We start from the raw sequence: 14,016 nt of genomic DNA on the forward strand, positions 1-14,016 counted from the left end.
CGTGCGAATGAGTGTAGTCAAAAATACAGCAACTTGAAGTATGACGATTATAACAGATAACGGCCTTATTTTGGCATAGTGCGGTCCTGAATTCAGCAATCAGAACAATTAATTGACGATAAACTCCAAAAAATAGGTTCACTTATGCTATTTCTTTTAAAAAAATACTTGGGCGCCTTACTTATGCCGCTCCCTCTACTGCTGCTGATCGGGTTTATCGGCCTTATATTGCTGTGGTTTACACGCTGGCAAAAGAGTGGCAAAGCCTGTGTGTCCATGAGCCTTATTGTTATTGCCCTTTTAGGGTTGCAGCCTATTTCCGACAGTTTACTTGCCCCTGTTGAAGGGAATTTCGATAAACGCTATGAACTGATCACAGAAAATCCCCCCGAGAATGTTCACTATATTGTCGTGCTCGGTGGTGGGTTTACCTATAACCCAGATTGGAGCCCGAGTTCTAACTTGCTCAACAATAGCCTGCCTCGCGTCACTGAAGGTGTCCGTTTATACCTAAAATACCCAGGAAGTAAGCTTATTTTTACAGGAAGCAAAGCGAATAGCACTATCAGTAGTGCAGAAGTTGCGGCCATGGTTGCTCAGTCACTTGGTGTACCTGCTAGCGATACGATTGCATTAACAGAGCCAAAGGATACGCAAGAAGAAGCATTTGAAGTGGAAAAAATAATTGGGAAAGAGCCGTTTTTGCTGGTGACCTCGGCGAACCACTTACCAAGAGCCATTTCCATGTTTACAGCACGCGGCATGCAGCCTATTCCTGCCCCTGCAAACCAATTGGCCATCAAAAGTGCACTCAATCCGTGGGAAAAATATTTCCCTTCCGCATTCTATTTTAGCCATAGCGAACGGGCTTGGTATGAATTAATCGGCTCTATTTGGTTTTATTTAAAGCCAGATAACACCGAAGCACTAGAAACCCCCATTTTAACGCCTGAGGCCATAGAAGCAGAATAAATAGAACAATAAAAAAGGTGTGGCTCAGAAATGAGTACACACCTTATATGGCTACCGATATTTATCGTTGCTTATTTAAATTGCTTTCTTACTAGCTCGAGATCTTCTGGAGTATCCACACCAGCACCCGGTGCTTTTTCAGCCACTGCCACATGTATTTTTTCGCCATACCAAAGCACTCTTAACTGCTCTAGCATTTCGATTTTCTCTAATGGGCTGGCTTCCCATTTAATATAACGACGAATAAACCCTGCGCGATAAGCGTAGATCCCAATATGACGTAAGAAATGATCACCGATAGCATTTTGGCTAACGGCGAATTTATCTCTATCCCATGGAATGGTCGCTCGAGAAAAGTAGAGCGCATAACCTTCATGATCTGTCACTACTTTTACTGCATTTGGATTAAAGGCTTCTTGAGCATCATGAATAGGCACTGCCAATGTTCCCATCTGCGCTTGGCTACCTTGAAGGTTCCTTGCAACTTGGCTAATGATTTCAGGTGGGATCAAAGGCTCATCACCTTGTACATTCACAATGATTTCGTCGTCCGCAAAGCCATAGGTGTCAATGACCTCTGCTAAACGCTCTGTTCCTGATTGGTGGTTAGGATCAGTCATACAAGCTTCACCACCTGCTTGGATAACTGCATTCGCAACGTCAGGGTGATCGGTCGCCACAACGACACGTGACGCCCCTGACTTAATGGCTTGCTCCATGACTCTGACAACCATCGGTTTGCCATGGATATCAGCAAGGGGTTTCCCCGGCAGTCGAGTAGAAGCATAACGAGCAGGAATAATAACAGTAAACATAATGATTACTGCCCTTCGTCTAATGCAACTTTGCGAGCTTCACTTTCCAACAAAACAGGGATGCCATCACGGATAGGATAGGCAAGGTGATCGAATTTGCAAATCAGTTCAAGGTTTTCTTTGTTGTAACTTAATTTGCCATGACAGATAGGGCATGCAATGATTTCAAGTAAACGGTGATCCATGTTTTCTCCCAAATGGATTTAACTCACTTCGGGTCAGGATAACACAAGCCGATATCACCGTTAACTTTAATCTTTTTGAATACGCTCTCCTGCGAGAAATTGAGAGGATAGAGGTGCAGGAGAAACGGTACTGTTAATGATTTAATTAATAAGCAATAACGTCAGCAGCCGTTATGCCATCTGAATTGCGAGTAACAGAAAACTCGACATTTTGACCTTCAAATAATGATTTGATTTTTTTATTTGCAATTGATTTACGTGTAACAAAGATATCATCACCGCCATTTATTGGTGAAATGAATCCATAACCCTTATTTGCATCAAACCATTTAACTCGACCCATATGTAATTGAAAATTCATATTAAAACTCCTTTTGTTCTGAGAACAATAATTCTATTTATTGTTGTACTATTACTCTTTACACGTTATACCCCATGATAAATTGCCGATTTATTAAAACGCTTTAAGAGCAAGTAAACGATTACTACCGGATGTACTGTTGTTATTAATCTGTACACACTATTAAATTAACGGTCTTTCGCATACCAATCATCCACTGTAACTTAACAGCCTATTTTGACATTGAGATGACAAAACTGATGAATAAACGTGGAAACTGCGAGGAAATAGAGACGAACTCAGTTGACCGTGAATAAATCAAATATAGATACTCATTATTAATGAATTACATTTATATACATAATAAAGAGATCTACATCACGTTGGAGATATTATTATCACAGTAAATGTTTAAAGACAAGTTTTTTTATAGCGCTCTACCGTGTTTTTGATCTCACTGAGGATCTTTGCTTCCCCTGACGCATCGAAAGAAGCGTCCACAGGCAGATACCACCAATTGGCTTGGGCGAAGGATTGGCATTTTACTGCGTCTTTTTCGGTCATTAGCAGGGGTTCATTATTAGGTGTTAATGCTAACAGAGAGTGTTGTTGATACGGCTGATGATCTGCAAAAGCATGCGTTTGCACCAATTCTAACCCTTTTTTTTCTAAGGAGGCGAAAAAGCGAGGAGGATGACCTATGCCAGCCATAGCAACCACCGTTTTAAGTTCACTCACTGCACACTTTTCACCACTGAGTAAATTAACGGCAATATCCCCTTCTAATGCCATAGCGACTTCATTAGCGTTTGCTTGCCCACCATTAACGATGACGGCATTCACACTCGTTAAACGCCCCGCTCTTTCACGCATTGGCCCAGCGGGTAACCACCAGCCATTGCCAAAACGGCGTTGACCATCAATCACAACGATTTCGTAGTCTCTCGCTAACGCATAATGTTGCAAACCATCATCGGTGATGATCACGTCCAACTCATGGTTTTCCAATAATGCTCTCACCGCCTCACTGCGTTTGGGGGCCACCGCGACAGGCGCTTTGGTTCGGTAGTGAATTAAAATAGGTTCATCACCGGCTTCAGCCGTTGTCGTCGTTGATGAAATCACTAGTGGATAGTGATCTGCTTTTCCACCATATCCCCGAGAAACCACACCAACGCGGTAACCTTCCCGAGTTAATGCTTCTACTAGCCAAATAACGACAGGCGTTTTACCATTCCCCCCTGCCGTTAAATTGCCAACAACGATTACTGGAACTGGTGCCTTCCAAGAACGGAATAACCCAGCTTGATAACTTATACGCCTAACTAACGCGATCGCCCCATACAGCAGCGAGAACGGCAGTAGTAAGATATAAAGCCATGACTGACCAGCCCAGATTTTTTCTATCATTGGCTAAACTGTATTTTATGTAGTTGAGCATAGGCCCCCTCTAGCGCTAATAACGCTTTATGGTTGCCACGTTCGATAATGCGACCATCTTGAACAACTAAAATTTCATCCGCATTTTCAATAGTTGATAAACGGTGAGCAATCACAAGAGACGTTCTATTTTTTTGCAGTTCGTCCAGTGCTGCTTGAATAGCTCTTTCTGATTCAGTATCCAATGCAGACGTTGCTTCATCTAGGATCAAGATAGGGGCGTCACGCAACAGTGCGCGAGCAATGGCAATACGTTGGCGTTGCCCCCCCGAGAGCATCACACCATTTTCCCCAATCACCGTATCTAAACCTTTATCCAGTTTCGCGATAAAGTCCATCGCATAAGCCATTTCTGCGGCTTTCTCAATTTGCTCGCGGCTAAAACGCCCATCCGTTGCATAAGCAATATTGTTTGCAATGGTATCATTAAACAAATACACATGCTGTGAAACCAGAGCCACTTGGTTACGCAATGACTCAAGGGTATATTCCCTAATATCATGCCCATCAATACGGATAGAGCCTTTATCGATGTCATAGAAACGTGTAATCAAATTGGCAATGGTTGATTTCCCTGAGCCTGAACGCCCAACCAAGGCCACCGATTTGCCTGCTGGTAAAGTAAATGAAATATCATCTAATGCAGGATGTTCTTTAGTTGCATAAGTAAACGTGACATTTTCAAATTCAATATCACCTTTCACATTAGATAATACTTTGGTTCCCTCGTCTTTTTCTTGTTCAGTATCGAGAATAGAGAATAGTGTTTGGCATGCTGCCATCCCACGTTGGAACTGAGAGTTAACGTTAGTGAGCGATTTCAATGGGCGCATTAAAGCAAACATAGAAGAGAAAACAACGGCGATTGTCCCTGGTGATAACTGTTCACGAATTTCAGGGAAACTTGCCGCATACAGAACGAACGCTAATGCAAAAGAAGCAATCAATTGAATAATCGGGTCTGAAATTGCCGAAGCAGTGACCATTTTCATTGATTGGCTACGCATATTATTGCTGACTTTATTAAAGCGCTCAGTTTCAACTTTTTGTCCGCCAAAAATTAAAACTTCTTTGTGCCCTTTTAACATTTGTTCAGCACTAGCCGTAACATGCCCCATCCCCGTTTGCATATTTTTACTGATCTTGCGAAAACGCTTAGAGACGATGCGGATTGTAATAGAGACGATTGGCGCGATAACAATCAAAATAAGGGAGAGTTGCCAGCTATAGTAGAACATCATCGCAAACAAACCGATGATATAGGCACCTTCACGAATAATGGTAATTAATGCACCTGACGATGATGCCGCCACTTGCTCTGAGTCATAAGTGATACGTGATAAGAGGGTCCCTGTAGATTGCTGATCAAAAAAGCTGACAGGCATTCCCATCATATGGCCAAATAGCTTACGGCGCATACTCATTACAACTTGCCCAGAAACCCACGAAACACAGTAGGTTGAAACAAAGCTAGATGCACCACGAACAATAATTAGACCTAACATAGCGAGAGGAAGCCATTTTAAAACGTCATTATCCGCTTTCTCAAACCCTTCATCGAGTAAAGGCTTTAATAAAGAAATCATAAACGCATCCCCTGCTGCGTTGATGACTAGAGCGATAGCTGCAACAAATAAGCCTGCTTTAAACGGCGAAATAGTAGGCCATAACCGGCGAAACGTTTGTCGTGTCGAAAGGTCTTTATCAATCATGTTTTTATTACCAAACTTAATGTAAGCGCACTATTCTACTCGGGAAATGGCGGATCACCAAACCAGAGATGATACCATCTAGGGTACATTTCGATTCGATAGCGCAAAATATTTAACTTTTCTTTTTTAAACCAGATAGTTACCTGACCTGACTCCGCTGTATTAATCCATTTAATATTATTATTTTTGTACCGTAAGTACACTTTATCTGACGGTATTTTCCAAGGACTGTATCTTGCTGAAGAGACTAATACCGCTGTTGGTGAAATTGTTCTAATGAATAGTGACGTTGATGACGTATTGCTGCCATGATGTGGCGCAAAAACAATGTCCGCATTTAATCGATGTTTATATAGTGCGGTAATTGCTTGCTCACCCTGCTTTTCGATATCACCTGTTAGTAAGATTTTATGGTAGCCATCGGTTAACATGATCACACAAGAATCATCATTATGAGACTTTTCAGCAAGCTTTTCAGGCCAAAGCACTTCAAAGTGCAGCTCTCCCCATTGCCAACGTTGACCTTTAGAGCAAGGAAGATGTTGCCCCCCTCCAAAACTGCTTCGCACATTTAACCAAGGGTATTGTTTTTTTAGAAATGGCACTCCGCCTATATGGTCAAGGTGCTTATGGCTTAGAATAAGGCCTATCGGGATAATCCCTTTTCGTTTTAAGTATGGAATGATCTGTTTTTGGGCGTTACTTCCTCCTTGCCAACGATTACCTGTATCATATAAATAGGAGACGCCTTTTTGCTGTATTACAACGGCTAAACCATGACCAACATCCAGAGTGGTTAAGCTCCATCCTTGCTCTACTGATTTATCAACCGCACTTTCAGTGCCGATGCACAATGCACTAAAACAGCCTAATAACCCAATATAGGTTCGATGCCAGCCAAATGAAATAAATACACCAATCAACCAGCAGAATATAGAAACCCACAATGAAACGGACTGTAGCTCCATCCAAAAATCACTGAGATACACTAATGGCTTTATTCCTATTGAAATAATGCTATCAATTAACTGCAAAATAAAATGATGGATTGCAGCACTTGGAAACAGATATAGCAGAAATGAGAGTAAGATAAGCGGTACAACCAACCAAGAAACAATAGGAACCAACCAGAGGTTTGCCCAAAAGCTCATAAAATTGATCCCTTGAAATAATCCCATTTGTATTGGTGCTAATAAGATCAATAAACCCGTTTGTAAATGCACGAAAGGAATTAACCAACCAAGGACTTTTGTATGCTGTGTAGAAGATGATACAGAAAATAACTTGAACCAATACAGTATCGCCAATACCGCAAAACTGGATAACCAAAAGCTGTCAGATAGCATAGCTAAAGGGTCTGCAAGCACAATCAAACCAATGCTCCATACCGCCCATTGCCATGAAAAATAGAGGCTCTTTTGCTGTTTGATATAGATCCACAACCCCAATGCAATTAAAGCACGTGTTGCTGGAATAGCGAAACCAGAGACCCATCCATACAGAAAAGCAAAAATGCCTCCAAATATAATAGGTATTTTGGGGCTAATAACGTAGCTGGGAAGCAAATACAGTAAGCACCGAGCAAGCCAATAGCCTAGTAAATAAGATAGCCCGATGTGCAAACCGGATATGGCGATAAGGTGGCTCACACCTGTACTTTGTAATAGTGCGGATAACTCAGGCGTTAATAATGTGCGCTCACCAAACATTAAAGCATAAGTAATCGCAGCATTTTTTAATGAAAGAATTTCTTCCTTATAAAAATCTATTACCCTCTGCCGCACAGAGCAGCGAGAGTCGATCATTGTTGTTTGGGTGTTTTTTAATTTACCAATAATACGTTGTGATAGGCTATAACGTTGTTGGTCAAAGCCCCCTTCATTTAAGGATGCATGTAACGGTTTTAATAGGCTATTAAGTTGCCAAGTTTGCCCCGCACAAATAGTAACACCTGACCGATGTTTCACTTGCCATACCGCATATAATGGCGGAAACACGGTGACCCCAGCAACTTTATTAATTCTGACTTTAATGTTTTCTTTTTCTTTATTAAATAGTGGTACGCTGATAATAGTAACGTCTAATAATTGGTACTTTTTTGACAGTAGGTTTATTTTCTCAATAACATCATTAGCGTGCCAACATGCCCACAAAAATGCGATAGCTATTAATAGAAAAAACTTCAGATAACGATGTGCTTTTATAAATAACAAAAATAGAAACAAGATACCTGAAATAATGAATGAATTATTTATTGTGGGGATATGATGAATAAATAAAATCGGTAATGTGCCAATAAATATCGCGATCGCCGCTAAAGTATAGGAAAGTGATCCTCCCCGAAATAGTGTCAGTATACTGCCATACATTTCCTCACCTCTTAGTGCGCCACATGAATGAGCACCATAACGAGGCTTACCCTTTTTTGGAAAACATGAATATCAGCGATACGAGCTGCTTCCTAATACTTGATGATATCAATCAATCATATTTTTTTATTTAGGAGGGGCTTCGCAAAACTATTTTGTTTTTATTGTTAATTTAAATAATTATTGAGAGAGAGTATCGCCGCTTGGATTAAATTAAAAGTGAGTGATATCGTTGTCTATATAGCTTCGTCTATCTCGATTTTAGCTAAGCTAAATATCAACAGCCTATATAATCTAACTACCTAAGTGGGTCATTCATGTTCGGGTAACTTGTGTCTGTATTCCGAGCCGTTGCTATACCATAACCAGTTTTATTACGCTCCTAACCTATGGTGCTCTATTTTTTAGCCATTAGCAGATTGCTCCAGCCCTACGACAATACTTAAACGGTTTCCTGCGAGTCAGATAAGCAATTAAGCAGCTCACGGTCCCCTTTACTGAGCGTGTCGTTTTAGCCAGAAACGCTATCAATACGTTAAAGACCCCCAATAAAAAAACGGTGCTGTGAAACACAAGCACCGTTTTGAACTAATAATTAAGATTTACAATCAATTATTGACCATAAATATTTACACGGTCACGTAATTCCTTACCTGGTTTAAAGTGAGGAACGTATTTACCTTCCAACTCCACTTTGTCTCCAGTTTTTGGGTTACGCCCAACACGCGGAGCACGGTAGTGAAGAGAAAAACTGCCGAATCCGCGGACTTCTATACGTTCACCACCAGCCAGAGTATCTGCCATATGTTCGAGAATTTCTTTAACAGCATCCTCGACCGTTTTTGCTGACAGATGAGATTGCTGGCTAGCCAGTCTTTCGATTAACTCAGACTTGGTCATAGTACCTCCCTAAACTACCGTTACGAAGGGGTAACGCCTGTTACCCCTACCTTAATTATTCGCCTTTAGCTGCTTTGAAAGCTTCAGCCATTGCGTTGTTACCGAAGCTAGTATCTTCTTGCTTGTTCACAGTAGCGATAGCGTCTTTTTCATCAGCTTCGTCTTTTGCACGAACAGACAGGTTGATTACACGGTTTTTACGGTCAACACCAGTGTATTTAGCTTCAACATCATCACCAACTTTCAGAACCTGTGTTGCATCTTCAACACGGTCACGAGAAGCTTCTGATGCACGTAGGTAACCTTCAACGCCCAGAGTCAGCTCAACAGTTGCACCTTTAGCATCAACTGCGATAACTTTACCAGTTACGATTGCGCCTTTCTTGGTTGCTGCTAAGTAGTTATTGAATGGATCTTCAGCTAACTGCTTAACGCCCAGAGAGATACGCTCACGCTCTGCGTCGACTTGCAGAACAACGGCTGCGATTTCGTCACCTTTTTTGTATTCACGAACTGCTTCTTCGCCTGCAACGTTCCAGGAGATGTCAGACAGGTGAACCAGGCCATCGATGCCGCCTTCCAGACCGATGAAGATACCGAAGTCAGTGATTGACTTGATTTTACCTTCAACACGGTCACCTTTGTTGTGAGTTTCTGCAAATTGCTGCCATGGGTTCGCTTTGCATTGTTTCAGGCCTAGAGAGATACGACGACGTTCTTCATCGATATCCAGAACCATAACTTCAACAACGTCACCAACGTTAACAACTTTAGATGGGTGGATGTTTTTGTTAGTCCAATCCATTTCTGAAACGTGAACCAGACCTTCAACGCCTTCTTCGATTTCGACGAAGCAACCATAGTCAGTCAGGTTAGTTACGCGACCAGTCAGTTTAGTACCTTCTGGATAACGTTTAGCGATTGCAACCCAAGGATCTTCGCCCAGTTGTTTCAGACCCAGAGAAACACGGGTACGCTCACGGTCGAATTTCAGAACTTTAACTGTGATTTCATCACCAACATTGACGATTTCGCTTGGGTGTTTAACACGTTTCCAAGCCATATCAGTGATGTGCAGCAGGCCATCAACACCGCCCAGATCAACGAATGCACCGTAGTCAGTAAGGTTCTTAACGATACCTTTAACTTCCATGCCTTCTTGCAGATTTTCGAGCAGTTGATCGCGTTCTGCGCTGCTTTCAGATTCAATTACAGCACGGCGAGAAACAACAACGTTGTTGCGTTTCTGATCCAGCTTAATAACTTTGAACTCTAGCTCTTTGCCTTCCAAGTGGGTTGTGTCACGAACTGGACGAACGTCAACCAGTGAACCTGGTAAGAACGCACGGATACCGTTCAGTTCTACAGTGAAACCACCTTTTACTTTACCGTTGATAACACCGGTTACAGTCTCAGCTTCTTCGTAAGCTTTTTCCAGCATCAGCCATGCTTCGTGGCGTTTCGCTTTCTCACGAGAAAGGATAGTTTCACCGAAACCATCTTCAACTGCATCCAGAGCTACGTCGATTTCGTCGCCAACTTGGATTTCTAGCTCACCCTGAGCATTTTTGAATTGTTCTACTGGGATAGCAGATTCAGATTTCAGACCTGCGTCAACCAGAACAACGTCTTTATCGATGGCAACAACAGTACCACGGACGATAGAACCAGGACGGGTTTCAATATTCTGCAGGGATTCTTCAAAGAGTTGAGCAAAAGATTCTGTCATATTAATGATCTTCAAGAGTTTTAAATTAACGTCCATTCAGCTTCCGGCCAAATGGGGTTGTTTTACATACCCCACAACTTTCCTTGTCATAAGGTGATTACCATGTTAAGCGAAAAAATCAACATAGTATTAGATGCGTATACTATCTACATTATAAGCTAAAATACAGCCAATTATTAAGATAATTGCAGAATTTTTTTCGCGTAGGCTTGTGCTTTTTCAATGACTTCCTCAATTGACATACTTGTGGAGTCCAAAATCAAAGCATCCTTCGCGGCAACTAAAGGTGCAACCGAACGGTTACGATCACGATAGTCGCGTTCTTGTATTTCGGTTAAAAGTCGTTCAAAGTTAACATCAAACCCTTTTTCCTGCAACTGCTTCATGCGCCGATGAGCGCGCTCTTCGGCGGAAGCGTCAAGAAAAATTTTGACGGGAGCGTCAGGAAAAACAACGGTTCCCATATCACGGCCATCTGCAATCAAACCTGGCATCGCTCTAAATGCGCGTTGCCGGCGTAATAGCGCTTCCCTTACACGCGGAAAAGCCGCTATTTGCGAGGCGGTTTTACCCACATCTTCCGTGCGAATTTGATTTGAAACATCTTCGCCTTCTAAAATCACTTTTAACTGGTTTTCTTCTGGCACAAAGCGTACATCTAGGTTTGCCGCTAAAGGTACTAACGCATCTTCAGACTGAATGTCTACATGATGATGTAAAGCCGCTAATGCGAGAACACGATAAATCGCACCAGAATCTAAGAGTTGCCATCCAAACTGGTTTGCCAGCGCTTGGCATAATGTACCTTTACCAGCACCACTTGGTCCATCAACGGTTATTACAGGGGCAATTGCCACCATAAAAGGTCTCCTTCTCTGCACGTGGTTTCACCACCTGCAATTAAAATCTGTAGTGGTATTATACCTACTCGACGATTTTGTGAAATAAGCAGGTTCTGATGAGTCGCAGAAAAATGGTTATGCAGATATATAAATGGCGGCTAATTATGGATACTGACTGACATTGCCTCAATGCAAAGTCAGTCAGTCGAATGATTAAAATTTAGCTCAGACGGGCTAATTGTTGGAAGTAATCTGGGAATGTTTTTGCCGTGCACCCTGGATCTAAAATCGTAACAGGGGTATCAGACAAGGCAACGAGCGAAAAACACATAGCAATTCGGTGATCGTTATAGGTTTCAATTTCAGCATGCTGTAATTGCGCTGGCGGAACAATACGGATGAAATCGTGCCCCTCTTCGACTTCAGCACCGACCTTACGCAGTTCAGTCGCCATAGCATACAGTCTATCCGTCTCTTTCACGCGCCAATTATAGATATTACGGATCACCGTTTCCCCTTGCGCAAACAGTGCCACAGTACCAATGGTCATCGCCGCATCTGGGATAGCGTTCATGTCCATATCGATTCCGTTTAACGTACCTCGTTGGCATTCAATAAAGTCATCCCCCCAACGAATTGTTGCCCCCATTTTCTCCAGTACATTGGCAAACTTGGTATCGCCTTGGAGACTATTACGACCAATACCTGTCACTCTGACAGTACCACCTTTAATAGCTGCCGCGGCAAGAAAATAGGATGCTGATGACGCATCACCTTCGACTAAGTATTCACCGGGTGATTGATACTGCTGTTGCCCTTTAATAACAAAGCGTTGATATTGGTGATTATCCACTTCAACGCCAAACGTGGCCATCAAGGCTAAGGTGATATCGATATAAGGTTTTGAAACCAATTCACCTGAGATAGTAATGATTGTCTCTTTCTCAGCCAACGGCGCGGCCATCAAAAGTGCGGTCAAAAATTGGCTAGAGACAGAGCCATCAACCGATATTTCACCACCAGAAAAACCACCACGTAAGCGAAGGGGCGGATAATTTTCTTGTTCTAGGTAATCAATCGTAGCGCCACCTTCACGTAAAGCATCAACTAAATGCCCTATTGGGCGCTCTTTCATGCGAGGCTCGCCTGTTAACACAATATTGTTATTCGCTAACGACAATGCTGCGGTCAATGGGCGCATTGCCGTACCCGCATTACCCAGAAAAATTTCCAGTTCGTCAGTATGGCATAACCGCCCACCGACTCCTTGAACACGGCAACGTGTTTTATCTTCAGACAATTGGTAATTAACACCAAGCTGGCTTAATGCATTCAGCATATGGCGAATATCATCACTATCCAGTAAGTTTGTCAGTAACGTTGTGCCATTAGCCATAGCCGCTAATAACAGCGCTCGGTTCGATACACTTTTAGACCCTGGCAGGTTGATCGTTCCGTTAATTGAAGAGATAGGTTGTAATGTCAGGGATTGCATAAAGCGCAGGTTCTCCAGTACTGTTTGCCTAATTATTTATTATCGTTTTCAAAAATGAAGATAGTTAAACCCGACCCAATGCGCGGATTAGGTCGGGAAGATGATTATGCGTGGCGACGTTCAAAGTCTGCCATGAAATCAACAAGTGCTTGGACACCGGCTAATGGCATCGCATTGTATATTGATGCACGCATCCCACCTGAAACGCGGTGACCTTTTAGTGACAATAGCCCTTGTGCTTTCGCTTCTTCAAGGAATTTGTCATCCAACGCAGGATTTTGCATTTGGAAAGGTACGTTCATCCAAGAACGGTTTTCGACCGCAACGCGGTTAATATAAAATTCACTATCATCGATTGCGTTATACAACAATTGTGATTTTTCATAGTTGCGTTTTGCCATTTCCTGCAAGCCGCCCTGCTCTTTCAACCACTTAAAGACCATGCCTGATAAATACCAAGCAAAAGTCGGCGGTGTATTAAACATCGAGTCATATTTTGCTAAGGTTGTATAATCAAATATTGAGGGTGTCTGCTTTGAAGCTTTGCCCAAGAGATCTTCACGGATAATAACAATGGTAAGACCCGCTGGACCAATATTCTTTTGTGCTCCTGCATAAATCACGCCATAACGGCTAATATCAATAGGTTTAGACAGAATCGAAGATGAATAGTCCGCAATGATCACTTTGTCTTTCGGGAAATCAGGTTCTTCATGGATAGCTAGGCCATCAATAGTTTCATTAGGGCAATAGTGAACATAAGCCGCATCTGAGCTTAATTGCCATTCGCTCATCGGTTTCACACCCACAACACCGTCTTTTTCTTGTTTGACTTGGATAATGTTAGGAGTGCAATATTTTTGTGCTTCTTCTGCCGCAGATTCCGCCCAATAGCCACCAACAATATAGTCTGCCGTGGTTTTATCGCCCAACAGATTCAGCGGTAATGCAGCGAAATGACCGCGAGCACCACCATGGCAAAATAGTACTTTATAATTTTGCGGAATATTTAATAAATCACGTAAATTTTGCTCTGCTTCCTCCGCTATCGCAATAAAATCCTTGCCGCGATGGCTAACTTCCATAACAGAAACGCCTAAGCCTTTCCAGTTACAAAATTCCTGTTCAGCACGACGCATGACTTCAACAGGTAGCATGGCAGGACCCGCACTGAAATTATAAACCTGACTCATTGATTTCACCCTATCTTCAATTTC

At 42.3% G+C, this 14,016-nt stretch carries 12 protein-coding genes; 1 reads left to right on the top strand and 11 read right to left on the bottom strand.

Annotation, left to right across the window (positions count from 1 at the left end):
- The first annotated feature begins 144 nt into the window (after positions 1–144).
- The gene (gene elyC, locus I3B46_RS14960; protein ID WP_036943618.1) at positions 145–972 is read left to right on the top strand and encodes an envelope biogenesis factor ElyC; all 828 of its coding nucleotides are present in this window, start codon (positions 145–147) and stop codon (positions 970–972) included.
- A gap of 71 nt (positions 973–1,043) precedes the next feature.
- Here the strand turns inward: elyC and kdsB are convergent, their stop codons facing one another.
- The 11 genes from kdsB to serC all read right to left on the bottom strand — a co-directional run bounded on the left by kdsB (position 1,044) and on the right by serC (position 13,992).
- Complete coding sequence (gene kdsB / locus I3B46_RS14965; RefSeq protein ID WP_014657931.1) at positions 1,044–1,787, bottom strand: 3-deoxy-manno-octulosonate cytidylyltransferase; 744 nt, start codon at positions 1,785–1,787, stop codon at positions 1,044–1,046.
- A 5-nt stretch (positions 1,788–1,792) separates the two neighbouring features.
- Positions 1,793–1,972, bottom strand: coding sequence for a Trm112 family protein (locus I3B46_RS14970; protein WP_004918148.1), 180 nt, complete (start codon positions 1,970–1,972; stop codon positions 1,793–1,795).
- Between the two features lie 145 nt (positions 1,973–2,117).
- Positions 2,118–2,333: a cold-shock protein gene (locus I3B46_RS14975; protein ID WP_004918147.1), complete on the bottom strand. Its 216-nt coding sequence runs from the start codon at positions 2,331–2,333 to the stop codon at positions 2,118–2,120.
- A gap of 390 nt (positions 2,334–2,723) precedes the next feature.
- Entirely contained in the window at positions 2,724–3,722 is a 999-nt protein-coding gene (gene lpxK / locus I3B46_RS14980) for a tetraacyldisaccharide 4'-kinase (protein WP_004918145.1), read from the bottom strand.
- On the bottom strand, positions 3,719–5,464 hold the full coding sequence (msbA, locus tag I3B46_RS14985; protein WP_004918144.1) for a lipid A ABC transporter ATP-binding protein/permease MsbA: 1,746 nt from the start codon (positions 5,462–5,464) through the stop codon (positions 3,719–3,721). The genes lpxK and msbA overlap by 4 nt, the downstream gene beginning before the upstream one ends.
- Positions 5,465–5,499: 35 nt before the next feature.
- Entirely contained in the window at positions 5,500–7,833 is a 2,334-nt protein-coding gene (locus I3B46_RS14990; RefSeq protein WP_163762098.1) for a DNA internalization-related competence protein ComEC/Rec2, read from the bottom strand.
- A 612-nt stretch (positions 7,834–8,445) separates the two neighbouring features.
- The gene (gene ihfB, locus I3B46_RS14995) at positions 8,446–8,733 is read right to left on the bottom strand and encodes an integration host factor subunit beta (protein ID WP_004918141.1); all 288 of its coding nucleotides are present in this window, start codon (positions 8,731–8,733) and stop codon (positions 8,446–8,448) included.
- 55 nt (positions 8,734–8,788) lie between these two features.
- Positions 8,789–10,462: a 30S ribosomal protein S1 gene (rpsA, locus tag I3B46_RS15000; RefSeq protein ID WP_014657928.1), complete on the bottom strand. Its 1,674-nt coding sequence runs from the start codon at positions 10,460–10,462 to the stop codon at positions 8,789–8,791.
- A 176-nt stretch (positions 10,463–10,638) separates the two neighbouring features.
- On the bottom strand, positions 10,639–11,322 hold the full coding sequence (gene cmk / locus I3B46_RS15005; protein WP_004918139.1) for a (d)CMP kinase: 684 nt from the start codon (positions 11,320–11,322) through the stop codon (positions 10,639–10,641).
- A gap of 202 nt (positions 11,323–11,524) precedes the next feature.
- On the bottom strand, positions 11,525–12,799 hold the full coding sequence (gene aroA / locus I3B46_RS15010) for a 3-phosphoshikimate 1-carboxyvinyltransferase (protein ID WP_004918138.1): 1,275 nt from the start codon (positions 12,797–12,799) through the stop codon (positions 11,525–11,527).
- 104 nt (positions 12,800–12,903) lie between these two features.
- Complete coding sequence (gene serC / locus I3B46_RS15015) at positions 12,904–13,992, bottom strand: 3-phosphoserine/phosphohydroxythreonine transaminase (protein ID WP_004918137.1); 1,089 nt, start codon at positions 13,990–13,992, stop codon at positions 12,904–12,906.
- Positions 13,993–14,016 lie beyond the last annotated feature (24 nt).

The organism is Providencia sp. 2.29, assembly GCF_015832305.1.
Taxonomy (GTDB): Bacteria; Pseudomonadota; Gammaproteobacteria; order Enterobacterales; family Enterobacteriaceae; genus Providencia; species Providencia stuartii.

Bases quoted from the DNA above. Each gene is read 5' to 3' on its own strand.
- elyC (WP_036943618.1), top strand. From the start codon at position 145: ATGCTATTTCTTTTAAAAAAATACTTGGGCGCCTTACTTATGCCGCTC.
- kdsB (WP_014657931.1), bottom strand. From the start codon at position 1,787: ATGTTTACTGTTATTATTCCTGCTCGTTATGCTTCTACTCGACTGCCG.
- I3B46_RS14970 (WP_004918148.1), bottom strand. From the start codon at position 1,972: ATGGATCACCGTTTACTTGAAATCATTGCATGCCCTATCTGTCATGGC.
- I3B46_RS14975 (WP_004918147.1), bottom strand. From the start codon at position 2,333: ATGAATTTTCAATTACATATGGGTCGAGTTAAATGGTTTGATGCAAAT.
- lpxK (WP_004918145.1), bottom strand. From the start codon at position 3,722: ATGATAGAAAAAATCTGGGCTGGTCAGTCATGGCTTTATATCTTACTA.
- msbA (WP_004918144.1), bottom strand. From the start codon at position 5,464: ATGATTGATAAAGACCTTTCGACACGACAAACGTTTCGCCGGTTATGG.
- I3B46_RS14990 (WP_163762098.1), bottom strand. From the start codon at position 7,833: ATGTATGGCAGTATACTGACACTATTTCGGGGAGGATCACTTTCCTAT.
- ihfB (WP_004918141.1), bottom strand. From the start codon at position 8,733: ATGACCAAGTCTGAGTTAATCGAAAGACTGGCTAGCCAGCAATCTCAT.
- rpsA (WP_014657928.1), bottom strand. From the start codon at position 10,462: ATGACAGAATCTTTTGCTCAACTCTTTGAAGAATCCCTGCAGAATATT.
- cmk (WP_004918139.1), bottom strand. From the start codon at position 11,322: ATGGTGGCAATTGCCCCTGTAATAACCGTTGATGGACCAAGTGGTGCT.
- aroA (WP_004918138.1), bottom strand. From the start codon at position 12,799: ATGCAATCCCTGACATTACAACCTATCTCTTCAATTAACGGAACGATC.
- serC (WP_004918137.1), bottom strand. From the start codon at position 13,992: ATGAGTCAGGTTTATAATTTCAGTGCGGGTCCTGCCATGCTACCTGTT.